Below are 22,748 nucleotides of genomic sequence, written 5' to 3'. Positions count from 1 at the left end.
GGAGCAACTGCCTACCAGCTGCTTCGGTGCAGCGCTACCCTGGAGTGAAATTTCGCAGACATTCGCGTCATGTCGAATGAAGCGAGGCTACCGCACCTTGCCCATCCGCTCGAAGCGTGGCTCGCCGTCGTCGTCGAGGGACCAGATGATCCGCGTCACCCGGCCGACCAGATTGTCCATCGGCACGAAGCCTATGGCGGTCATCACGCGGCTGTCGGTGGAGTTGTCGCGGTTGTCGCCGAGCACGAAAAAATGGCCCGGCGGCACGGTGTAGACGCCAGTGTTGTCGTAGTAGCCGCTGTCGACGCAGTCGTAGGTGACGTAAGACGCGCCGTTCGGCAGTGTCTCGCGCCAGTTCCTGACTTTCGCGTCGTCGGTGCCACAGGCGGCCTCACCGCCTGTCTCCTTCAGAGCGACGCGAGCGACCGGCTTCTCATTGAGAAAGAGCTGGCCCTGCCGCATCTGGATGCGGTCGCCAGGCAGCCCGACCACGCGCTTGACATAGTCGACCGACGTGTCCTGTGGCGTGCGAAACACGACGATATCGCCATATTCGGGCTCGGCGGCAAAGACACGGCTCGAGATCAGGGACGACGCAAAGGGAAACGAATAGGGCCCGTAGCCATAGGCGCGCTTCGAAGCGAACACGTAATCGCCGGTCATCAGCGTCGGCATCATCGAGCTCGAGGGAATGCTGAACGGCTGATACAGGAAGAAGCGAAACAGGAACGGCGGCGACCACAGCACCGGGATCAGCAGGATCAGGACGACGATCGCCTTCCATTCCTGCGGTCTGGCCCGCGGCCTGGTCGTTTGTTCAAGAGTGGTCATGCCTGCCTGATCTCAACTTTTGCCCGCGAGATTACGCAACCTTCGCGCGCGTGCAATCCCTGCGCTCCCAAAACTTGGTCGCGCCATGGGCGGACCGCGTTCACGGCAAGGCCACCGGCCGTCAGCCGCGCGAAAAATCCCCGAAGCAGTGCCGCACCCATGCGATGGTGAGCCGCGTCGCCGGATCGCGCTTGAGATGATTCTGCACCAGCAACCAGACATCACGCCGCTTCGGCAGCAGCGTCGCGTGCAGGCCACGGTCGGCGAGCAGATCTCCGCAGCTGTGCTCGGGCAGCACGCCGACGGCCTGATGCGACTGGATCAGTGTCTTGATGATGCGGACATTGTCTGTGACACAGCGCATGTTCGTCAGCCGCTTGGCGCGCAGGAACTGCTGCTCCGGAATGGCGTCGAGCTCGTCCGGATAAACGCACGTGACCGGCTCGCCGCCGCTGCGGTCGGCGGGCTCAAAGAAATACAGCCTGACATCGCCGAGCTTCGAGATGGTGAAGTCGCCCTTCTCCGGCTTGCGCAGGCGAATGGCGAGGTCGGCCTGCCAGCGCGAAAACTTGACGTTGCCGCTGGAGGTCAGGAATTCGAGGGTCAGCCCCGGATGATCGCGCAGGAAGGCACTGGCGTGCGGCGCCAGCAGCTCTTCGGCGACCGCATTGGTCGAGGCGATGCGCAGCCGGCCGACGGGGCCCACCTGGCTCTCCTTGATGCGATCGATCGCGGCGACATGCGCGGCCATCGCGCCGACATGATCGAGCACCGCCTCGCAATGGCGGGTCGGCCGGCGCAGCCCATCCACCGCGTCGAACAGCGGCACGCCGAGATCTCGCTGGATACGCGCAAGCCTGCGGCCGACCGTGGTCTCGTCGATGCGCAGCCGCGCGCTGGCGCCGGCATAGGTGCCCTCGTCCCTCACCGCGGCGATGATGCGCAGATCGTCCCAGTTCATGGCGACAAGCCTAGCAGGGGCGGCCGTCGCCTGCAAATTTGCAGCCATATGCTGCAATAGTCCTGCACAATGGCAGGCCGCGGCCGCGCTAGTGTCACGCATCCGATCCCCTCAGAAGGCCTGACCAGCATGACCGCTCCCAAGACCCTGCTCGAGCTCTCCGGCGCCGATCTCAATCCGCCCAGGCTCGCCGATTCCTGCCTGGTGCTGATCGACATCCAGAACGAATATCGTTCCGGTCCCCTCGCCTTGCCCGACGCCGAGCCCGCGATCGCGGTCGCCGCAAAACTGCTCGCCCGCGCGCGGCAGAGCGGCGCTGCGATCTTCCACATCGCGCACCGGGGTCGCGCCGGCAGCCTGTTCGATCGAGAGGCCGAGCGCGGGGCGATCGTGTCGAGCCTGACACCGCTGGAGGGCGAGCCCGTGATCGAGAAGGCACTGCCGAACGCCTTTGCCGGCACCGACCTGCAAGCAAGCATAGCTGCGACCGGCCGCACCAACATCGTGCTTGCGGGCTTCATGACCCACATGTGCGTCAGCTCAACGGCGCGCGCCGCGCTCGACCTCGGGCTGCGCACCACGATCGCGGCCGACGCCTGCGCCACCCGCGACCTGCCGGACGGCCGCGGCGGCGCGCTGTCGGCACGCACGATTCACGAGGTCGCGCTGGCCGAATTGTCGGATCGGTTTGCGATCATCGCGCAAGGCGATGTGCTGACCTGACGGAGCGCGAGCGATGCTGAAACTCTATTTCTTTCCGATGGCCTGCTCGCTCGCCAGCCGCATCGCGCTGATGGAGGCCGGCATCGAGGCGCAGTACCACCTCGCCCACATCTGGACGAAGAAGGTCGCGGACGACGGCAGCGATTTTCGCGGCGTCTCGCCGAAGGGCGCAGTGCCCGTCCTGGTGCTGGAGAACGGCGAACGGCTGACCGAGAGCGCCGCGGTGCTGCAATACATCGCCGATGTGAAGCCCGAGACCGGCCTTGCGCCAGGCTTCGGCGATCCCGACCGCTACCGCCTGCAGGAATGGCTGAGCTTCATCGGCACCGAGATCCACAAGGCGTTCCTGTTTCCGACCTTCTGGTACAAGGACGACGGCTCGCTGGCCAAGCCGCGCGCAAGGATCACGCAAACGCTGGCGGTGCCATCGGCACATCTCGAGGACCGCGAATTCCTCGTCGGCAAGAGCTTCACCGTCGCGGATGCTCACCTCACCTGGGCCTTGCTGCTGCTTCGCCCCGCCGGCGTCGACATCGCGCAATGGCCAGCCTTGTCGGCCTATCTCGGCCGCATGCAGGCGCGTCCCGCAGTGCGGGAGGCGATCGCGACCGAGATGGCGCTGCGCAAGACGGTGGCCGCGAGCCCGGCGTGACGGGATGCCATGGTCGCCAGATCCGAGCGGTTCCCGACAAGGACATTGAAGTCGGTGCCGCATGCGCTAATCTGGGGGATATTTTTCGATTTTTCCTCGGACGGTATTCATGCGCGCTCTTTCAGGATTTCACCTGTCCGGATTCTTGCCCGGACTCTCTCTGGCCCTCCTCGCCTGCTGGCTCTGCGTTGTTCCCGCATCGGCGGACACCCGGGTTGCGCTGGTGATCGGCAACGGCGCCTATGCCTCCACGGCGCAGCTCCCGAACCCCGCGCACGACGCCGAGGACGTGGCCGGCTCGCTCAAGCGCAGCGGCTTCGAGGTGCTCCAGGGCATCGACCTGCGACAGGCCGACATGCAGGACCTGACCATCCGCTTCGCGCGCGCGGCAAGCCGGGCCGATGTCGCGCTGTTCTACTACAGCGGACATGCGATGCAGTACAACGGCGTGAACTACCTGATGCCGGTTGACGCCATGCTGACCGATGAAGCGGACCTCAAGCGCTTCGTGCGGGTCGACGACATCGTGAACGATCTGCAGCAGGCCAAGAACCTTCGCATCCTCGTGCTGGATTCCTGCCGCGACAATCCGCTGGCCGAAACCCTCAAGCGCTCCGCGACGCGGGCCGCCTCGGTCGGACGCGGCTTGTCGAAGGTCGAGGCGCCGCGCGGCACGATCGTGTCGTTCTCGACGCAATCGGGGCAGACCGCCGCCGACGGCACCGGCCGCAACAGTCCCTATACGACCGCGTTCCTCAAGCACATCGAGGAGCCGCAGGAAATCGGCGACGTCTTCCGCGACATCAGCAGCGATGTCTATGACAGCAGCGGCAAGACCCAGCTCCCGGAGCTGTCGCTGTCGATCATCGGCAAGTTCTATCTGAATGGGCCGGTGTCGGTCACGGTGGCGCCAGCCGCGCCCCAGGCCACGCCAAAGGCTGATCCCTGCGCAGCCGCAGAGGCGCATTGGAAGGCCGCGGACGGCATCGGCACGCTGGGGGCCTACGAAGACCATCTCGCCAGATTCCCGAATTGCATCTTCGCGACCCTCGCCAGGGCGCGAGTCGAAGGATTGAAACAGAAGACGGCGCTTGCGCCGGCGGCTGGCAATGCCCGAGTCGGCGGCAGCAAGGATTTTGACGGCAACTGGGACGTGACTTTGAATTGCCAGGCCACGGGCAAGGCGCAGGGCTTCACCAGGGCCCTCGCGGCAACCGTGACGAACGGCGTGTTTCACGCCGAGGTGCAGGGGCCGAGCGGCGTCAACCGGCTGGAGATCGACGGCCAGATCCCGGCGGACGGCAAGACGACCTTGAGCGCGCGCGGGACGACGGGGGCGAGCACGTATACCCTCAACAACGTCGCGCCCGGCTCGCCCTACGCCTTTACGGTCGACGCGCAGTTCGACCGTAGCCGGGGCAGCGGCAAGCGCAACGAGGCGCGGGCCTGCAATCTGGTTTTCGTCAAACGCTGATCGTGCGATATCACCCGGGCGCAGGCGCTGGCGATCGGCCTCGATCCCGCGGCGGACCGACATCTCACGACAGGAACAAGATCATGGCATCGCATGACACGGCGAAGATTCTGGCAGGCAAGGTTGCGCTCGTCACCGGCGCGGGGCGCGGGCTCGGCCGCGCCTTCGCGGAAAAGCTCGCCGCGCTCGGTGCCGACGTCGCCATTCACGGCATGCGCGAAAACGGGCCCGCGGAATATGGCGAGGGCACCTCGCTGACCGCGGTGGCCGCGGAGATCGGCCGCCAGTTCGGTGTCCGCAGCCAGCGCGTGCTCGGCGATCTCACCAAAGGCGAGGACATCGCGCGCGTGATTGGCGAGACTGAAGCCGCGCTCGGACCGATCGACATTCTCGTGCACAATGCCGGCGGCGACATTGCGGCGACCGGCGGCAAGCCCGATCCGAACGACGCGGTGCACATCAAGGAGGCCGACGTGCGCGCGGTGCTGGAGCGCAACCTGCTCTCGACCATCCTGACCTGCCAGGCGGTCGCGAAGGGCATGATGGAGCGGCGGCGCGGCCGCATCGTCACGCTCGGCTCGGTCGCCGCGTTCAAAGGGCGCACCAATGGCGCGATCTATGCGGTGTCGAAGGCCGGCGTGACCCATTACACGCGATGCCTCGCCGACCAGCTCCGCCCCTACGACATCGCCGTCAACTGCATCGCGCCCGGCGATACCCGCACCGGCCGCTTCCTCGGCACCCGCGCGGTGGACCCCGACAGGATGGTCGAGACCGGCACGCTCGACCGCATCGCGACCGTCGACGAGGTCGCGCGCGTCGTCGAATTTTTCGCCGGCCCCATGGGCGCCTTCGTCTCCGGCCAGGTGCTGCGGATCGACGGCGGCGGACAGTGCTGGCCGGGCTGAAGCGAAAAAAGAAAAGGGCCGCTGCGAGCGGCCCTTTTGCATCATCGAGAACGAGCCGGGATCAGTCCACCCGCGCCAGCACCGCGAGCTTGCGGATGCCCTTGTTGCGATAGGCGTCGAGGAATGCGTAGTAATCCTTGAACGACACGCAACCGTTGGAGTCGCCGTTCGGCCCGAGCATGAAGGTGTGCGCCAGCAGGCCGTCGCGGCCGTAGATCGCGCTCTCGCCGCCGATCGGGGTCAGGCGCAGCGCCGGGACGCCGTGGAACAGCGCCTCGCGCGGTTTCAGCGTGTAGATGTGCGGCGGCGTCACGCCGCGCATGCGCACCTTCGACGAGCGCGGATCGTCGAGATTGGAGCCGAGGCCGGAATGCGCCTCGAGCTTGGTGCCGTCGGGCAGGTAAACCGTCTTGGCGGTGATGTCGTAGACCGCGGTGTCGCGCTCGTAGGGCGCCGAACCGCCGAGCATGGGGTTCTGCTCCCGCGGTGCGATCGAGGCGGTCACGCTGGCATCGGCGGAGGCATAGGCGAGCAGGCCGCCGGACGGCTCGCGCTTGCCCCAGAGCTTCTCCACCATCGACTGACGAGGACCGGTGATCGACATCACCGCAGCCTTGGCGCGATCGGCGAACGACTTTGGCTTCGCTTCGGGCGCCGGCACGATCTCGGCCGGATCGGCCGAGGCCAGCTGTATCTGGGCATCGGCGCCGCGCTTGGCCTTGGCCGCATCCGCGATCTTGGCCGGAGCCGCCGGCTTCAGCGCCTCGGCGACCTTCGCGATCACGCTCTGCTTCGGGGCGTCCTTCGACGTTTCCCTGGCGGCGGCAATTTGGGTTGCGGTGACCGCGCCCGCCGCATTCGACGCCACACCCTGGGTCGCGGCCGCGGCAAAGCGCTCGTTGAACATTTCGCGCGAGATCGGAGCTGCGACCTGAAGCCGGTCGGGCAACAGGGCGAAGGCTTCCTTGATGGCGTCGCCCGCCTCGCGCAGCGCCACCTTGGGCGCTCGCTTGATCACGGGCTCGTCGTAGCCGGTGCTGCCGACGCTCGGATAGACGCTGGCGCCGAGCACGTTGCTGTAGACGGTCCAGCCGGCGCCAAGCACGGCGCAGCCGATGGCGGCAGCGCCAAGCCAATTGGTGTTAGTCATTTTCCGGGAAGGTTTCCGAAGAGACTTTCTGGAGAGATTCTCGGACTTCCGTGCCGCGTTACTTTGCGCCGCGATACTCGTACTCATTCGCCTTGCGTCCAGGACGGTGTCACTAAGTCCCCCTTAGAAGTGCCGCTGGTCACGATCCGGGAACAGCATTTCGCAGAGGGCCGGAGCGTCATTAAGGCGACTTTTAGTTAAATGCGGATTAAGTTCGGGCGGATGTGAGGCAGCTCGTTAACGCTGTGCCATTTCGAGAAAACGCCCGCACAATTACGGACTTAGGCGCATCTGTTAACTATAATTCTCGGCCGGTTCGGCACGGTCAGCGAACCTCTCCAGCCGCCTCTCTAGGCCATCCAACCAAGTCGTTTTCGTGGTCTTCAATACCCGGACGATAGCGGTGAAGCGTTGTGCGAGGCTGGTGGATCCGCCCTCGCCGACGGCCATCCTCGGAGACGCCCGCCTCCGGCGACCCTCGGGATGAGGGCGCGTTCCGCGACGAGATTTCAGACCCTCATGGTGAGGAGCCCGCCAAAGCGGGCATCTCGAACCATGCAGATGCAGGCCGAACTCGTCCGACGTCCCTGACTGAAAGTTGATCGCGCCTGTCTGGAAAATGCCGCAGCGAGGAAATAGCTCCCAGAGCGGCACTATTCAGCAGCCTCTGCGTGTGATACGGTGCCGTATCAACATCGCCTTGAACTGTGCCGAGCACGCAAACGGAGGCTGGCATGAGAAGGTTCGCGCGCGCCGGGTTTTTCGCTCTGGCGGGGTTGGTTCTATTGACTGGATCTGCGGGCGCACAGCCTGCCGCCACGGCGGGCTGCACGGCATCGCCGACGGCCGCGGGCACGCAGACTTGGCGCTGCGACAACGGCATCACCATCGTTGCCGAAAGCGGTGCCAGATTTGAACTAAAGGACGCCAACCGCGACGGACATATAGACTCGGTAGAGTTGAGCAGCAAAGCGCTGCTGGTCGACGTGCGCAAAAAGCCCGGCGGCAATCCCTTCAAGGTACTGACGCCGCAAGCGATCGCCGCGGTGCGCGGCACCAAATGGGCGGTCGATGTCGCAGATGCAAAGACTTCGGTCTTCGTCGCCGACGGCCGCGTCGGCGTGAGCCGCAGAGCGCGTGGACGCAGCGTCGTGCTGGGTCCCGGCGAAGGCGTCGATGTCGAGGCAACCGGTCCATTGACCGTCAAGACATGGGGCCAGCCGCGCGTCGACGCGCTGATGGCAAGACTGGGCCAATGAGGCCCGGTCGGTAAGGCCTGCTCCGTCAGGCCCTGACAACACAGAAGATTGCAGTACGACGCAATGAAGAGACGCGTTCAGATCTTGGCGGCACTCGTCCTCACCGGGCTGTGGGGCGCGGGCATCTATGCCGGCCATGCCAATGGTCACCTGCGTTTTCTCGATCGCCTCGAGGCGACGCTGACGGATTGGCGAACCCAGGTCCGCGGCGTGCAGGTTCCGCCCGATCTCGTCACCATCGTCGCGATCGACGACACCGTGGTGAAGCGGGGCGGCAGCTATCCGCTGCCGCGCGCCGATCTCGCCCGCGTCGTCGACACCATCGTGCAGTTCAAGCCGAAGGTGGTCGCGATCGACCTGCTGCTGGTCGACCGCAGCGCCGCGATCGGCGACGCCACGCTGGCGAACACGCTGGCCACGGGTCCGATGGTGCTCGCTGCCGCGGCGATCTTCCCGAGCGCCAGCGAGACCGTGGAGCCGAGCAGCGACGGCCCCCTCGCCGTCCTGCCTCAGGCCGAGCGCTTCCTGCTGCCGCTTCCGGCTTTCGCCGACCACGCCGATGTCGGCGTCGTCAACGTCGCAACGGGGCAGTCGGGCTCGCCGCTCTCGGTGCCGATGCTGTTCCGGACGGCCGACAAGGTCGAGCTCTCTTTCCCCTTGCGCGTCGCGAGCCGTGCGCTCGACAAGCCGCTGACGATCGCGCCGGATCACCTCATGCTCGGCGACCGCGCGGTGCCGACCGATACCGACTTTGCACTGCCGATCACCTATTACGGCCCGCGCCGCACCATCCGCACCGTCAGCGCCCAGAGCATTTTCGATGGCACGCTCAACCGCGCGGCGATCGAGAACCGCATCGTCGTGATCGGCGCAGCGGTCGCCGGCGGCGGCGACTTCTACCCGACGCCATTCGATTCCCTGATGCCTGGCGTGGAGGTGGTCTCGACCGCGATCACCCATCTCGTCGCCGGCGACGGCATCGTGCGCGACCGCAAGGTCCGCATCGCCGATGCGCTCACCGCGATCCTGCTGCCGATGCTGCTAGTCGGCCTGCTGGCCTGGCGGCGCAGTGCACCCGGCCTCGTGGCCGCGGCCGCGGTGATGATCGCGTGGGGCGGGCTGAACCTGTTCGCATTCACGCATGGCGTCTGGCTGAATGCCGCGACCACGCTCGCTGCCGCCGTGCCGCCGGTCGTGGTCTTCGCAGGCATGCAGCTGTGGGTGGGCGGCCGCCGCACGCAATATTTCGCCGACAAGAGCCGGTCGCTCGCGCAATTCCAGGCGCCTGCGGTGCAGGAGTGGCTGGCGCGCGATCCCGATTTCCTGTCCAGGCCCGTGCGGCAGGACGCCGCCGTGGTCTTCATCGATCTCTCCGGCTTCACGGCGTTCAGCGAAAAGATCGATCCGGACCAACTCCAGGATCTGCTCAGGACGTTTCACGCGCTGATCGACAAGGCGGCCGTCGACTGCGACGGCCTGATCACCGGCTTTCTCGGCGACGGCGCCATGATCCTGTTCGGCCTGCCCCGCGCGATGCCCGACGACGCGGCACGCGCGCTGAGGTGCGCGATCAACCTGCATCGTCGCGTCGAAAGCTGGATCGCGGCACTGCCCCCTGCGATCGGAGGTCGGCTCGGCTTCAAGATCGGCGCGCATTTTGGTCCGATCGTCGCCTCTCGTCTCGGCGAAAGCCACCAGCACATCACGGCGACGGGCGACACCGTCAACGTCGCGAGCCGGCTGATGGAGGTCGCCGCGCAGAACAAGGCGCGGCTCGCGCTGACCGATACGCTGCTGGATGCGGCCGACTTCCAGGGCGATCCCGATGGCATTCTGACAGGCCCACTGCTCACCCAGGTCCGCGGCCGCTCCGGCGTCGTGACCGTCTGGTTCTGGCGCGACCGCAACGGGCCGAGCCAGACCGCGGCCAGGGCCGAGATGATCGACTAGCCGCAACTGCGCGCCTCATTCTCAGCTGTCGTCCCCGCGAACGCGGGGACCCATCACCACAGGGAGAAGTTTGGCGAAGGCTGCCAGTGCACAGGTGTCACGGCGGTACGAACACTTGCGCCCATCGATAAATCACGCGGTATGGGTCCCTGCGTTCGAAGGGACGACATCGGAGGCTTATCTTGCTTCCGGCGGCGGCGAGCGATCCAGCACGTCGCCTTTGGCGCCTTCGAGCAGATCGATGCCGTAGGTCTCGACCACGAGCGGGCCGCGCTTGCGCTGCAATTGCGCGATCTGCGTCACCTTCGCAAAGCGATCGCCAAGTGCGGAGCCGTCCGCGCGCAGCTCGTCGACATAGAGCAGCTTGCCCGCGAGCAGCTTTGCATCGGGCTCGGGCATGTTGACCCAGCGGATGCGCTGGTTCTGTTGCACTACACAGGTGTCGCGCGGCAGATAGAAGGCGAGCCAGCCGGTGGTGCCGTAGTCCGGCGCGAGGACGCAGGTCGCGCCGCTGCGCGCGCGCACGGTTTCGATCTCCGCGGCGAGCTCGCGCCAGCCGACACCGACGCTGCGCACGGTCGCATCGCGGCGATAGCCCGACAACCAGCCGGTGTTGGCCTGCACGATCAGCGCTGCAAACATCACGATGCCCGCGGGCGCGGACCAGCGCAGGCAAAACTCCACCAGGCGCTGCTGCCGCGGCTTCCACTGCACGAGGCTGGCGGCCGCGGCTGCTGCGACGACGAAGGGCGGGTAGACCGGCGCGAACCAGTTGGCCTCGACGCGGGCATGCAGCGAATGCCAGACGAAATAGGCGACGATGGTCCAGAACATCGTCTCGATCAGCACCCGCGAGGCGAGCGCGCCGGCCCGGCGCCAGGTCAGCGCGTGCAGCCCCATCGCGCCGAGAATGAAGACCAGCGGCGTTGCGAACGCGATCTGGGTCGGGATCAGCTCGGCGATGAAGACCGGGCGGAAGTCTTCGATCTTCGCACGCCCGAGCTGCTTTGCGAACGAGACCCATTGATGATCCGCATTCCACAGGATCACCGGCGAGAACAGCGCCAGCGCAACGAGCCCGCCGAGATACGGCCAGGGCGAGAGGAACCAGTGCCTGAGCTTCGGCACGGCAGCGAGCCAGATCAGGATCGCCAGCCCGAAGAACATGGCTGTGTATTTCGACAGCAGCGCCGCGCCGACCGCCGCACCAACCGCGAGCCACCAGGCGCCACGGCCGGTCTCCAGCACTTTTGCGAGAAAGAACAGCACGAAGCTGGAGGCAACGAGCAGCGGCGCATCGGGCGTTACGATCAGCGTGCCGACCGAGGCCATCATCGTGACATTGAGCAGGATGGCGCTGGTCGCAGCCACGCGCGCGCCACCGAACAGGATCGCCGCGGAGCGATAGATCGCATAGCTCATCGGCAGCGCGAGCAGGATCGAGAACACGCGAACGCCGAGTTCGGTGTCGCCGGCGATCATGGTGCCGGCCCGGATCACATAGGCGACCATCGGCGGATGGTCGTAGTAGCCGCCCGCCAGATTCTTCGACCACATCCAGTAATAGGCTTCGTCGAACGTGATCGGGGTGAACGCCGCTGCGACGAGCCGCAGCGCCACCAGCGCGAGTATCACCAGCGCCGTATTGCGGACGATCCGCGCGTCAGCCCCGCCCATCTGGCGCTATTTCTTGCGCCAGACGAACAGTCCGGACATCGCGTAGTTCCACACCACACCCATCAGTGCGCCGGCCATGCCGGCCAGCCACCAGATCGGCTCCTGGTCGTAGACCGAGAATGCGACGCCGACATTGGCGAGCAGGCCGACGCTACACACGATGTAGAATGCGATCAGGCCGCGCAGCAGCGCAAAACCCTTCAGTCGCTGATCGCGATAGGTGAGGAAGTTGTTGAGGACGAAATTGCTGGTCATGGCAACGACGGCGCCGGCGGCCTGCGCCTCCGCGAACGGCACCTTGATCAGCCGAAGCGCGATGAACAGCGTGGTGAGATGCACCACGAGGCCAATGCCGCCGACCATCGCGAACAGGATGAAGCGCAGTGAGACGGCGTCGTTGGTGAACTTGGCCAGCACCAGACCCAGAAAATCCAGCGCGACCATGGAATCGAGCTTGCTCTCGCCGTGCTGGCGCTCGCCGAACGTGTAGGGGATTTCGACGGCGCGCAGACTGCCGTTTGCGCTGGCGACGAGATCGAGCAGGATCTTGAAGCCGTGCACCGACAATTTCGGCGCCAGTTGCTCGAAGCGATCGCGGCGGACCATGAAGAAGCCGCTCATGGGATCGGCGATCTCGACCCGCAGCGCCTTCCTGGCGAGTTCGGTCGCGAGCGCGCTGGCGCCGGCGCGCTGCTTGTTGAAACCTTCGCTCTTGTAACCTTCGATATAGCGGCTGCCGACCACGAGATCGGCCTGCCCGCTCGCGAGCAGCGACAGCATCTTCGGCAGTTGCGTCTCGTCGTGCTGCAGGTCGGCGTCGATCACGGCCGCGTAGGGCGCGCTGGAGGCCAGGATTCCCTCGATGCAGGCGCCCGAGAGGCCGCGCCTGCCGATGCGACGGATGCAGCGCACGCGGCTGTCGCGCTGGGCGAGCGCGCGCACGACGTCCCAGGTGCCATCAGGCGAATTATCGTCGACGAACACGACCTCCCAGGCGATGCCGACAAGCACCGCCTCCAGCCGCCGGTAGAGCACCGTGACGTTGTCGCGCTCGTTGAAGGTCGGGACGACGACCGACAATTGCGGCGACGGCAAAGATGCCTGATGGGCCTGCGGCGTGTTGTCGGTGCCCGGTCTGATCGCTTCATTCATGACGGCAGCGTATATCCGCCGCGTCCTGCGCTGCCAAGTTCTGCGATGCGAAGCCGGGATTTTCGAGGGGAAACGGCCCAAAAAGGGCCCTAAAATGCCAACGACCCCGGAACGGCGGACCGCGCGTACATCCGGCGCGAGCCCATGCTATTCCAAGGTCGTCCCAGCGCCGGAGTTTTCCGCTCAACGTCGCCGTTACAAGCTAGATGGGGACGGCAAAACCGCTTTTCAAGGGGGCAAAGGCCCCATTTTAGGTGCCGCCGCTTTGGGGCCACCGCTAGTTCGGGACTTCCTTGATCACCGGACCACGCGGTACGGGTGCGGCGGGTGCCGGCGGCGCCGCAGCAGGAGCAGGCTCAACTTTCGCCGGTTTGGGCGGCTTGCCGTACTGGCCGATCGGCCCGAAGACGACGGCGACCGCAAGCACGATCGCCGCGACGATCGCGCCCAAGATGCCACCCACCGACTCAGACGACATGGAAATCCATCCCTATTCCAGATGCGGCCACTGATATCATGGATGAGCGCGGGGCCGGAAGAGCCCCGAAGGGGCGAATAGCGAATGGCGAGCAGCGAATAAGGCGGCCGTGTTCGTGCCCTATTCGCCACTCCCTACCTGGCAGGCGGCCTGTGCTTGACGAAGGCCGTCACGACATCCTTCTGCGCCGACTCCACGGCCCTGTTCGCGGTCGCGAGATGGGCGCCGGCATCGATGGCCGGGTATTGCGTGGTGAGATAATCCAGCAAGGCGACCCGGTAATATTGTCGTTCCGACGGACAGGCGCCGGCAACCGAGCGGCCAAAATCCTGTTCCGAGAGGCCCTGATTGCTGTCGCGCGAATATTCCCGCGCCAGGCAATGCCAGTAATCGTCGCGGCCCTGCATGGCGAGCTTCTGCGCCCCCTTCGCATCGTCATCGTCAGCCATGACAGCTTGTGTCGTGGCAGCAGATGTCATCATGACGAGCGCCGCTCCCAGCATCAGCATCCGCATCTTGTTCTCCTTTTTCGCAGACCCTTTTGCGAGCTTAGACGGGACACGGCAACTGGCCAATCACAACTCGTTTGATTAGGATGAGGTCCCTCCCCGACGATGCGAGATCCTCCGTGGCCAAAGCAAAAACCGCGTCCAAAAAGTCCGGCAACATCTTCATCGGCATCGGCGGCTGGACCTTCGAGCCCTGGCGCGGTGTGTTCTATCCGGAGAAGCTGACGCAGGCGAAGGAGCTGTCCTATGCGGCGTCGAAGCTGACCTCGATCGAGATCAACGGCACCTATTACGGCTCGCAGAAGCCGGAGAGCTTTCGCAAATGGGCCAGCGAAGTGCCGGACGGATTCGTGTTCTCGGTCAAGGGGCCGCGCTTTGCCACCAACCGCCGCGTGCTCGGCGAGGCCGGCGATTCCATCAAGCGGTTCTATGATTCCGGCGTGCTGGAGCTCGGCGACCGGCTCGGGCCGGTGCTGTGGCAGTTCGCGCCGACCAAGAAATTCGACAGCGCCGATTTCGGCAAGTTCCTGGAGCTGTTGCCGCGCAAGCTCGAGGGGCGCGCGCTGCGCCATGTCGTCGAGGTCCGCCACGACAGTTTTTGCGCGCCCGACTTCATCGCACTGATCCGCGAATTCGAGACGCCCGTGGTGTTCGCAGAGCACGGCAAATATCCGGCGATCGCCGACGTCGCCAGCGATTTCGTCTATGCCCGGCTGCAAAAGGGCAATGACGAGATCAAGACCTGCTATCCGCCGAAGCAGCTGGATGCCTGGGCGGAACGCCTGCAGGCCTGGGCCGCGGGCGGCGAACCCGACGACCTGCCGAAGGTCGACAAGACCAAGCCGAAGAAAGAGCCGCGCGACGTGTTCGCTTATGTCATTCACGAGGGCAAGGTCCGCGCCCCGCACGGCGCCATGGAACTGATCGCGCGGGTAAGCTGAACGAGACTATGCCCGATGGCGCTTGCAGCTAGGAACGCCACAGTCTCAACACGTCGTGGCCGGGCTTGTCCCGGCCATCCACGCCTTTGCCGCGCGGCACGAAGAACATGGATGCCCGGGACAAGCCCGGGCATGACGACCTCCCGTGTCATGAGCTGAGGTGTCCAATGGCAAAGGCGAAGAAGCTCTTCACCATCGGCTATGAGCAGACCCCGCCCAAGGCGGTGCTGGACGAATTGGAAGAGGCCGGCGTCAAGCTCGTGGTCGACGTGCGCGCGGTGACGTCATCCCGGCGGCCCGGCTTTTCCAAGAAGCAGCTTGCCGCGGGGCTCGACGAGCGCGGCATCGCCTATGTCCACCTCGCAGCGCTCGGCACGCCGAAGGAGGGCCGCCTCGCCGCGCGCAGCGGACAATACGATGTGCTGGAAAAGATCTACGGGAAGCACCTGAAGACGCCGCAAGCCCGCGAAGAGATGGACGAGCTTTCGGCGCTGGTGAAGAAGGCAGGCCCCGTGTGCCTGCTCTGCTACGAGCGCGACCATACCCACTGCCACCGCCAGATGATCGCGGAGGCGATCGAGGAGCGCGATGGGGTGACGGTGAATAATCTGGCGGGACGGCAGGCGTAGCTCCCGCTGTCATTCCGGGGCGTGCGCAGCAAGAAGCCGGAATCCATTCACCCAGCAACGCCGTAGCCCGATGGATTCCGGGCTCAGCGCTTCGCGCTGCCCCGGAATGACGAGGGCAGAGAGCGTGCTCTCAGCCCTCCCCCGCCAGCCGGAACGTCCCTTCCATCATCTGCACGCAAGAACCGCCGACATGAGCTGAGACGATCTTGCCGTCCTGCTTGCGTACGCGCGTCAGCAGCAGGCTCGGCCGGGCCATGTCAAAACCCTGGCCGACCGTGAGCTTCAATTCGCCGTCGCGCGTGGGATCGAGATCGGCGAACAGCGCGGCGGCGGCGACGGTGGCACTGCCGGTGGCGGGGTCCTCGATCAGGCCGCTGGCGCCGGGGAAGAACATGCGCGCCTGCCGTTCGCAAGGCGCTTCCGCCGCAACCACATCGCGGGTGTAGAAATAGACCGAGAACGCGCCGTCGCGCGGCAGCATCCGGGCAAACGCCGCGGCGTCGGGCTTCGCCCGCCGAACGGCCTCGCGCGAGCGCACTTCCGCCACCACGAAAGGCGTTCCAACACTGACAATTTGCGGCGCGTGGTGATCGAGCACGATGTCGGCAGCGGTCAGGGAGATGCAGGCTGCGACCTCTTCGGCCGAACAGTGCGCAAGCCGCGAGAGCGGCTGCGGCGCCGTGAGTTCGGTGCTGACCACCCGTCCCTGCTCCCGAACGATTTCCACCGGCACGAGGCCCGCCTTCTCCTCGAACAGCAGCCGCGGCTTCGGTTCTTTCGCGCGCGTCGCCAGCACGAAGGCGGTGCCGATATTAGGATGGCCCGCGAAGGGCAGCTCTCTCACGGGCGTGAAGATGCGCACCTCGGCATCATGGGCGGGGTTTTGCGGTGGCAGTACGAAGGTCGTCTCGGAATAATTGAACTCGGTTGCGATCGCCTGCATCTGCTGCGTCGACAGTCCGCCGGCATCAAGCACCACAGCGAGCTGGTTGCCGCCGAAGACGCGGTCGGTGAACACGTCGACGGTGATGTAGCGGCGCTGCATCGTCACTTCCTCATGACAGTCGCGGCCGCGATCGGCCGCATCGCGCAGCAATCTACAAGCCGGCGATATCCTCCGTCATGCCCCAAAATTCGGAGCAATCGGAGCAATCGCCATGGCGCAGCGAACGTCTTCTACGCTCGCCGTGAATAATTCTCAGCCCAGTTGATACACCGCCACCTTCTGTTCATAGCCGCGCACCCCGACCTCGCCGAGCGCGACGGCATCCTTGCCGTCGTCGCCGAGCGCTTCGCGCACCGACGCGGAGATCAGGAGCTGCGAGCCGAATTCCTTGTTCAGCGCCTCCAGGCGCGAAGCGAAGTTCACGGTGTCGCCAATGACGGTGTATTCCTTGCGCCGGGGCGAGCCGATATTGCCGGCGACGACCTCGCCGAAATGGATGCCGATGCCGATGCGCAGCGGCCATGTCGTCTGGGCATTGATGCGCTCCATCGCGGTCAGCATCTCGCGGCCTGCAGCGACCGCGCGATGCGCGGCGTCGGACGCTTCCAGCGGCGCGCCGAACAGCGCGAGAAAGCCGTCGCCCAGAAACTTGTTCACAATGCCGCCCTCGCGGTCGAGGATGTCGACCAGAACCGCAAAGGCGCCGTCGAGCCGGTCGACAACCTCCTGCGGGGTACGCGACTGTGCGCCGGCGGTGAAGCCGCGAAAATCGACGAACATCACGGCGACACGGCGCAGGTCGCCGGCCGCGCTGGTGCCCTCCGCCATCAGCCGTTCCACCACCTGCGGCGAAACGTGCTGGCCGAACAGGTTCGTCACGCGATCGCGCGCGGTGGCAGCGGCAATGCTCGCAGCAAATTGCCGCCGCAGCTGCGCACCGACGGAGCCCGCGAGCACGCCGCAGATCAGGATGATCGTGCTGCGCACCGCGTGAAAATAAGTCTGCGGCTCGCCGCTTCCGCTGGCGGAATCGTAGATCAACGCCACGATGAACAGTTCGGCCGCGGCGACGAAGCCGGTGAACGTGGAGAGCCAGAAGTCGAGCCGCAGCGTCGAGAGGATGACGAAGATGAAATAGATCAGCGGCACGACGAAACCGAGCGCCTGGCTCGCACCCATGCTGCGGATCTGAAGGATCAGGATGACGGTCGGCACCGACGTCTCGATCAGTGCGCCGACGTAGCGCCTGACCACCGGCAGGTCGCGATCGAGCCGGAGGTTCTTCCTGATCTGGGTATGGACCCAGACCTCGAACAGGATGAAGCCGATCAGCAGGCCATACACCTCGGCGAGCCCTTCGGTCCCGCGCCAGACCCGGTTCACGATGGCGGGGTCGACCAGGTAGATCGCGGTGAGGAAGATCATCATGACGCAGCCCGTCATGACCAGCGCCCGCACCCGCAATAGCTCGGTGCGCAGCACTTCCCGGGTCAGCTCGCGCTCGAACTCCTCCGACAAGACGGCATGCTGCCGGCTCTTCCTGCTCGCAAACCTGACCATTCCGCCCCCTTCGATTCAGGGGCATCTTGCCTCAATCCAGCGTGCGGCGGAAGCGTGTCACGGCGACGGTCATGGCGACCAGCATCAGGGTCGCCAGCGCCAGCGTGTCGAAGTGCAAATTCTGCATGCTCGCGCCCTTCAGCATGATGGCGCGGACGATGCGCAGGTAATGGGTCAGCGGCAGGCACTCGCCGACATACTGCGCCCAGGCAGGCATACCGGCGAACGGAAACATGAAGCCGGAGAGCAGAATACTCGGCAGGAAGAACATCATCGACATCTGCATCGCCTGGAGCTGATTCTGCACCAGCGTCGAGATCGTGTAGCCGATCGACAGGTTGGTGGTGATGAACAGCGTCGAGAGCAGCGCCAGCAGGAACAGGTTCCCGAGCACGGGCACGCCGAACAGGACCACGCCGATGCCGATGATCAGGAAGGCCTGGAGGAAGCCGACCAGCACGTAAGGGATGATCTTGCCGAACATGACCTCGACCGGCCTGATCGGCATCGACAACAGGCTCTCCATGGTGCCGCGCTCGACCTCGCGCGTCACCGAGAGCGCGGTGAAGATCAGCATGGTCATGGTGAGGATTGTACCGACGAGGCCCGGCACGATATTGAGGCTGGAGGACGCGGCGGGATTGTAGCGGGCATGGGCGCGGATCTCGAACGGCATCTCCGGGGAATCGCCGATGTAGAGATCGTGCTTGAGCGCGGTCTGCACGACCATGCCGAGCGAGCCGATCGCGGCGCTCGCCGCGACCGGATCGGTGGCGTCGGCCGCAACCAGCAGCGCCGGCTTGTCGCCGCGCCGCACCGCGCGCTCAAAGCCGCGCGGGATCTCGACGCCGAACAGCACCTTGCCGGATTTCAGCAGATTGTCGAAATCCTCGACGTCGTGCACCTCGTAGAGGAAGCGAAAATAGGCGGTGTTCTCCATCGCCTTCAGCACCGAGCGGGCGAGATCGCTCTCCTCCTGCAACAAGACCGCGCTTGGCAGATTGTGGGGCGTGGTGTTGATGGCATAGCCGAACAGCAGGAGCTGCATCACCGGCAGCATCACGATCATCGCAAACGACACGCGGTCGCGCTTGAGCTGGATGAATTCCTTGATCAGCATCGCATAGGAACGCCGCAGGAAGCCGAAGCGCTCGCGGATTTCATGCACCGGGGCCGGTTGATCGACGGCGCTCATTGAAAATTGTCCTTGGAGCGGCCCATCAGCTCGATGAACACGTCTTCAAGCGATGGCGGCGACTTCTGCCAGTGCAGGCTGCTACGCTCGCGCCACGGCGCGATGCTGGCTTCGAGCGCGGCGACGTCGCGGCCGGAGACGTGCAGCGAAGTCCCGAACGGCGCCACCATGTCCACGCCGGGCTTGCCGGCAAGCGCGGCCGTGAGTGCGTTGAGGTTTTCGCCCGTCACGGTATAGGTCGAGAGCGCCGACTTCGCGATCACCTCTTCCACCGTACCGTGCGCAAGAAGATGGCCGTAGGCGATATAGGCGATCTCGTGGCAACGCTCGGCTTCATCCATGTAATGGGTCGAGACCAGCACCGTGAGACCGTCGGCCGCGAGCGCGTGGATCTCGTTCCAGAAATCGCGCCGCGCCTTGGGGTCGACGCCGGCGGTGGGCTCGTCGAGCAGCAGCAGTTTCGGGCTGGGCAGCGTGCAGGCCCCCAGCGCCAGCCGCTGCTTCCAGCCGCCGGACAATTCGCCCGCCAGCTGCTCCTCGCGGCCCGACAGCCCGAGCCGCTTGATCATCTCGCGCGCAGCGCCGCGCGCATCAGCGAGGCCATAGAGCCGCGCGACGAATTCCAGATTCTCGCGGACCGAGAGGTCCTGGTAGAGGCTGAAGCGCTGGGTCATGTAGCCGACCTGACGCTTGATCTTTTCGGAGTCCTTCAGGATGTCGTAGCCGAGGCAGGTGCCCTCGCCGCTGTCGGGCGTGAGCAGGCCGCAGAGGATGCGGATCGTCGTGGTCTTGCCCGAGCCGTTGGGCCCGAGGAAGCCGTAGATCGAGCCGCGCTTCACCTGCATCGACAGATCGTGCACGACCTCGCGGCCGCCGAACGACTTGGTCAGCCCCTTGACGTCGATCGCGATGCCGTTGCCGCCGCTCATCGCTTGTCCGCCACCGGGGTTTTGGGATTGAGATAGACGTCGATCGGCTGCCCCACGCGCAGCGCATCGGGGCGCGACGGCCGCGCCTGGATGAGATAGACGAGCTTGTTGCGCTCATCGAGGCTGTAGATCACCGGGGGGGTGTATTCGGCCGAGGTCGCGATGAAATAGATCTTCGCGGTGAGATCGGCGGCGCAATTGTCGCAGGCGACGCGCACCGTGTCGCCGATCGCAAGCTTCGGCAGTTCAGTCTCCGGCACGAAGAAGCGCAGCTTCATGTTGCCCGGCGGCATGATCGAGAGCACCGGCCGCTGCGCCGCCACCATCTCGCCCTCGCGGAAATAGATCTGCTGGATGGTGCCGGCGACCGGCGCAAAGCCGCTGCGCCGCGCCAGCCGCGTCTCCGACGTCACCACCCGCGCTTCAGCCACGCGCAAGGCCGACACGGCGGAGTCGAGATTGGCCTGCGTGCCCGAGCCGGTCTTGCTCAGCGAGGCCGCACGGTCATAGGTCTGCTGCGCGTTCGCCAGCGTCGCCTTGTTCTGGTTGAGGTCGGCGAGCTGGAGATCGTCGTCGACGGAATAGATGGGATCGCCGACCTTCACCTGGTCACCCTCGCGAACCCCAAGCTTCGTCACCCGGCCGGCTTCGTCCGGGCTGACGAAGATCATGTCGGCCTCGACCCAGCCCTGGAAGCCGGGATCGCGCTTCTCCTTGCAGCCGGCAAGGCCGATTGCGAGGAAGATGGCCAATGCGAATGTAAAAAATGCCTGCGACGACCTCATGTCGCCCTCCGTTCGCCAAAAATCAAATCGAGATGAACGCGCAGCATGTCCTGCGCGTCGAGCGGCGCGTGCCGCGCGAAGAGGCTCTGCCAGATCACCGCGATCATCGCGGGTGCGACCAGGATCTGCGGGTAGCGCGCGAGGTTCTTCTCGCGGATCTCGCCGCGGGCGATGCCGAGCTCGATCAGCGCGCGCATGCCGGCGATCCCGCGCGAAACCACTTCACGGTAGTAGAAATCGGCAACGGACGGAAAGCGCGGCCCCTCCGCCACGATCAGACGCACCAGATCGCCGCGCCTGGTCCCGATCACCTCTTTGAGGAAGTCGCCGGCGAAGCCCTCGACGAGGTCGCGTACCGAGCCGGTCGGCGGGGGCAGCGCAGTCAGCCGCGCGACTACCGGGACGATCACGGTGCGCACCAGCTCCTCGAACATCGATTCCTTGTCCTTAAAGTGCAGGTAGATGGTGCCCTTGGCGACACCGGCTCGCTTGGCGATATCGTCGAGCCGTGTCGCGGCAAAGCCGCGCGCGATGAACTCCTCCATCGCTGCCTCCACGATCGCCGCGCGCCGTTCAGCCGCGCGCGTGGCGCGATTCGAGGAGGGGGCCGCCTCGCCGGCTGCGGGTGCACGGGCCTTGGCCCGGACTGCAGATGGCATGACGGACTTGACCGGCTTCTTTGTCATGATCGATTTATGACTGACTGGTCAGTCATAGTCAAACGTGGGGCGGCGGCGCGATCGGGTCAAATTATTAGCATTGACTAATGCATTAGTTTTCACTAATATGACTTACATGATCGAAGCCGCCCCCAATTCTGTCACCACCGTGATGCGCGCCCTCGCTGATCCGACCCGCCGCGCCGTGTTCGAGCGCGTGTTCGAGAGCAAGGAGATCAGCGTCGTCGAGCTGACGCGCGGCAGCGGCGTCACCCAGGGCGCGATCTCGCAGCACCTGAAGTCTCTCAAGCAGGCCGGCCTCGTCACCGAGCGAGCCGAGGGCCGCAACGTCTACTACCGCGCCGCGCCGCAAGGACTCGAGCCGCTGGTCACCTGGATGGACCATTACGGCGTGTTCTGGCGCGAGCGCTTCCAGAACCTGCGTGACCTCTTGAAGGAGATCGATCCGTGAGTGCTTCCGAGTTGAAAGCTGAAACAAGGGACATCGTCATCGACGAGGTCTTCCCTCACCCGCCCGAGGCGATCTGGAAGGCGCTGACCAGCGCCCAGCTGATCGCACGCTGGCTGATGCCGCCGACCGGTTTCGAGGCCGTCGAAGGCAACATTTTCACCTACCAGACCACGCCGGGCGGCAACTGGGACGGCATCATTCATTGCCGGGTTCTCGAGGTCGTCCCGAACCGCCGCCTCGTCTACGCCTGGAAAGGCGGCGATGCGCGCAACACCGGCTACGGCGCGCCGCTCGACACCGTCGTGACCTGGTCCCTCACACCGGTCGAAGCCGGCACGCGGATCCGTCTGGTTCATGCGGGCTTCGTCCTGCCCAGGAACGAGTCGGCCTACACGGGCATGAGCGGAGGCTGGAGGAAGGTTGTCCGCCAGCTCGACGAGATCAGCAGCGAAGAAAAGTAAGGGGTCATCGCGATGGACAAGCCCTATACCGGCGGCTGTGCCTGCGGCGCGATCCGCTATTCGATTCCGGGTGAGCCGCTGTTCAGCAATCACTGCCAGTGCCGGGACTGCCAGCGGGACAGCGGCAGCGGCCACGGCTCATACGCCACGTTCGCGCGCGCCGGCGTCACGGTGACGGGCGAGGCGAAGCACTGGGACATGGTCGGCGACAGCGGCAATGTGAAGACGCGGAGCTTCTGCCCCCAGTGCGGCTTGCCCGTTTACATGACCTTCGCGGCGATGCCCGACATCTTCACCATCCGCGCCGCAAGCCTCGACGAGCCCGCCCGCTACAAGCCGCAGGTGGTGACTTACGCCGCGCGCGGATATGGCTGGGATCACCTCGATCCCAGTCTGCCGAAGTTCGCAGGCATGCCGCCGGTGTGAGATCCGGCGCGCTGAGACGGT

Annotated in this window: 24 protein-coding genes; 11 read left to right on the top strand and 13 right to left on the bottom strand. The window is 65.4% G+C overall.

Annotated features, from left to right (window positions below):
• Nucleotides 1–87 precede the first annotated feature (87 nt).
• On the bottom strand, nt 88–831 hold the full coding sequence (gene lepB / locus FNV92_RS13210) for a signal peptidase I (RefSeq protein ID WP_143840638.1): 744 nt from the start codon (nt 829–831) through the stop codon (nt 88–90).
• 121 nt (nt 832–952) lie between these two features.
• Nucleotides 953–1,792, bottom strand: a complete 840-nt coding sequence (locus FNV92_RS13205; protein WP_143840639.1) for a LysR family transcriptional regulator — start codon at nt 1,790–1,792, stop codon at nt 953–955.
• A gap of 129 nt (nt 1,793–1,921) precedes the next feature.
• Between FNV92_RS13205 and FNV92_RS13200 the strand changes: the two genes are divergently transcribed.
• The 4 genes from FNV92_RS13200 (at nt 1,922) to FNV92_RS13185 (ending at nt 5,549) form a co-directional block, all read left to right on the top strand.
• Nucleotides 1,922–2,515 (top strand): cysteine hydrolase family protein, encoded by a 594-nt coding sequence (locus tag FNV92_RS13200; protein ID WP_143840640.1) that lies wholly within the window; start codon nt 1,922–1,924, stop codon nt 2,513–2,515.
• Between the two features lie 13 nt (nt 2,516–2,528).
• Nucleotides 2,529–3,167, top strand: coding sequence for a glutathione binding-like protein (locus tag FNV92_RS13195; protein ID WP_143840641.1), 639 nt, complete (start codon nt 2,529–2,531; stop codon nt 3,165–3,167).
• A 109-nt stretch (nt 3,168–3,276) separates the two neighbouring features.
• Complete coding sequence (locus FNV92_RS13190; protein ID WP_143840642.1) at nt 3,277–4,641, top strand: caspase family protein; 1,365 nt, start codon at nt 3,277–3,279, stop codon at nt 4,639–4,641.
• Between the two features lie 83 nt (nt 4,642–4,724).
• A complete protein-coding gene (locus tag FNV92_RS13185) occupies nt 4,725–5,549 on the top strand; it encodes an SDR family NAD(P)-dependent oxidoreductase (RefSeq protein WP_143840643.1) in 825 nt (274 codons plus the stop codon).
• A gap of 61 nt (nt 5,550–5,610) precedes the next feature.
• Here the strand turns inward: FNV92_RS13185 and FNV92_RS13180 are convergent, their stop codons facing one another.
• Entirely contained in the window at nt 5,611–6,699 is a 1,089-nt protein-coding gene (locus FNV92_RS13180) for a DUF2778 domain-containing protein (protein ID WP_143840644.1), read from the bottom strand.
• A 734-nt stretch (nt 6,700–7,433) separates the two neighbouring features.
• On the opposite strand from FNV92_RS13180, the gene FNV92_RS13175 reads away from it, so the two are divergent.
• Entirely contained in the window at nt 7,434–7,958 is a 525-nt protein-coding gene (locus FNV92_RS13175) for a FecR domain-containing protein (protein ID WP_015685151.1), read from the top strand.
• Between the two features lie 63 nt (nt 7,959–8,021).
• Nucleotides 8,022–9,908 (top strand): CHASE2 domain-containing protein, encoded by a 1,887-nt coding sequence (locus FNV92_RS13170; protein WP_143840646.1) that lies wholly within the window; start codon nt 8,022–8,024, stop codon nt 9,906–9,908.
• A 177-nt stretch (nt 9,909–10,085) separates the two neighbouring features.
• Here FNV92_RS13170 and FNV92_RS13165 read toward each other — a convergent pair whose 3' ends face one another.
• The 4 genes from FNV92_RS13165 to FNV92_RS13150 all read right to left on the bottom strand — a co-directional run bounded on the left by FNV92_RS13165 (nt 10,086) and on the right by FNV92_RS13150 (nt 13,730).
• On the bottom strand, nt 10,086–11,585 hold the full coding sequence (locus FNV92_RS13165; RefSeq protein ID WP_143840647.1) for a glycosyltransferase family 39 protein: 1,500 nt from the start codon (nt 11,583–11,585) through the stop codon (nt 10,086–10,088).
• A gap of 6 nt (nt 11,586–11,591) precedes the next feature.
• On the bottom strand, nt 11,592–12,737 hold the full coding sequence (locus FNV92_RS13160; RefSeq protein WP_143840648.1) for a glycosyltransferase: 1,146 nt from the start codon (nt 12,735–12,737) through the stop codon (nt 11,592–11,594).
• A 277-nt stretch (nt 12,738–13,014) separates the two neighbouring features.
• Nucleotides 13,015–13,215, bottom strand: coding sequence for a hypothetical protein (locus FNV92_RS13155; protein WP_143840649.1), 201 nt, complete (start codon nt 13,213–13,215; stop codon nt 13,015–13,017).
• A 134-nt stretch (nt 13,216–13,349) separates the two neighbouring features.
• Entirely contained in the window at nt 13,350–13,730 is a 381-nt protein-coding gene (locus FNV92_RS13150; protein ID WP_143840650.1) for a hypothetical protein, read from the bottom strand.
• 113 nt (nt 13,731–13,843) lie between these two features.
• On the opposite strand from FNV92_RS13150, the gene FNV92_RS13145 reads away from it, so the two are divergent.
• Entirely contained in the window at nt 13,844–14,665 is an 822-nt protein-coding gene (locus tag FNV92_RS13145; RefSeq protein WP_168213233.1) for a DUF72 domain-containing protein, read from the top strand.
• Nucleotides 14,666–14,832: 167 nt separating this feature from the next.
• Nucleotides 14,833–15,294 carry a DUF488 domain-containing protein gene (locus FNV92_RS13140; protein ID WP_143840652.1) on the top strand — a complete coding sequence of 154 codons (462 nt, stop codon included), beginning with the start codon at nt 14,833–14,835 and terminating at the stop codon, nt 15,292–15,294.
• 130 nt (nt 15,295–15,424) lie between these two features.
• Here FNV92_RS13140 and FNV92_RS13135 read toward each other — a convergent pair whose 3' ends face one another.
• The 6 genes from FNV92_RS13135 to FNV92_RS13110 form a co-directional block, all read right to left on the bottom strand.
• Entirely contained in the window at nt 15,425–16,339 is a 915-nt protein-coding gene (locus tag FNV92_RS13135) for a PhzF family phenazine biosynthesis protein (protein ID WP_143840653.1), read from the bottom strand.
• Nucleotides 16,340–16,492: 153 nt separating this feature from the next.
• Nucleotides 16,493–17,800, bottom strand: a complete 1,308-nt coding sequence (locus FNV92_RS13130; protein ID WP_143840654.1) for an adenylate/guanylate cyclase domain-containing protein — start codon at nt 17,798–17,800, stop codon at nt 16,493–16,495.
• Nucleotides 17,801–17,831: 31 nt separating this feature from the next.
• On the bottom strand, nt 17,832–18,995 hold the full coding sequence (locus tag FNV92_RS13125; protein ID WP_143840655.1) for an ABC transporter permease: 1,164 nt from the start codon (nt 18,993–18,995) through the stop codon (nt 17,832–17,834).
• Nucleotides 18,992–19,924, bottom strand: coding sequence for an ABC transporter ATP-binding protein (locus FNV92_RS13120; RefSeq protein ID WP_143840656.1), 933 nt, complete (start codon nt 19,922–19,924; stop codon nt 18,992–18,994). Before FNV92_RS13120 ends, FNV92_RS13125 begins: the two co-directional genes overlap by 4 nt.
• Complete coding sequence (locus tag FNV92_RS13115) at nt 19,921–20,709, bottom strand: HlyD family secretion protein (RefSeq protein ID WP_143840657.1); 789 nt, start codon at nt 20,707–20,709, stop codon at nt 19,921–19,923. Before FNV92_RS13115 ends, FNV92_RS13120 begins: the two co-directional genes overlap by 4 nt.
• Nucleotides 20,706–21,395, bottom strand: a complete 690-nt coding sequence (locus FNV92_RS13110) for a TetR/AcrR family transcriptional regulator (protein WP_143840658.1) — start codon at nt 21,393–21,395, stop codon at nt 20,706–20,708. Before FNV92_RS13110 ends, FNV92_RS13115 begins: the two co-directional genes overlap by 4 nt.
• 109 nt (nt 21,396–21,504) lie before the next feature.
• Between FNV92_RS13110 and FNV92_RS13105 the strand changes: the two genes are divergently transcribed.
• The 3 genes from FNV92_RS13105 to FNV92_RS13095 are packed head-to-tail and all read left to right on the top strand — an operon-like array spanning nt 21,505 to nt 22,727.
• Entirely contained in the window at nt 21,505–21,840 is a 336-nt protein-coding gene (locus FNV92_RS13105; RefSeq protein ID WP_143840659.1) for an ArsR/SmtB family transcription factor, read from the top strand.
• Nucleotides 21,837–22,301 carry an SRPBCC family protein gene (locus FNV92_RS13100; RefSeq protein ID WP_143840660.1) on the top strand — a complete coding sequence of 155 codons (465 nt, stop codon included), beginning with the start codon at nt 21,837–21,839 and terminating at the stop codon, nt 22,299–22,301. Before FNV92_RS13105 ends, FNV92_RS13100 begins: the two co-directional genes overlap by 4 nt.
• A 12-nt stretch (nt 22,302–22,313) precedes the next feature.
• Entirely contained in the window at nt 22,314–22,727 is a 414-nt protein-coding gene (locus FNV92_RS13095) for a GFA family protein (protein WP_143840661.1), read from the top strand.
• Nucleotides 22,728–22,748: the final 21 nt, after the last annotated feature.

It is taken from the genome of Bradyrhizobium cosmicum (assembly GCF_007290395.2).
Classification (GTDB): Bacteria; Pseudomonadota; Alphaproteobacteria; order Rhizobiales; family Xanthobacteraceae; genus Bradyrhizobium; species Bradyrhizobium cosmicum.
This window is presented reverse-complemented; position numbering and strand designations above follow the sequence as displayed.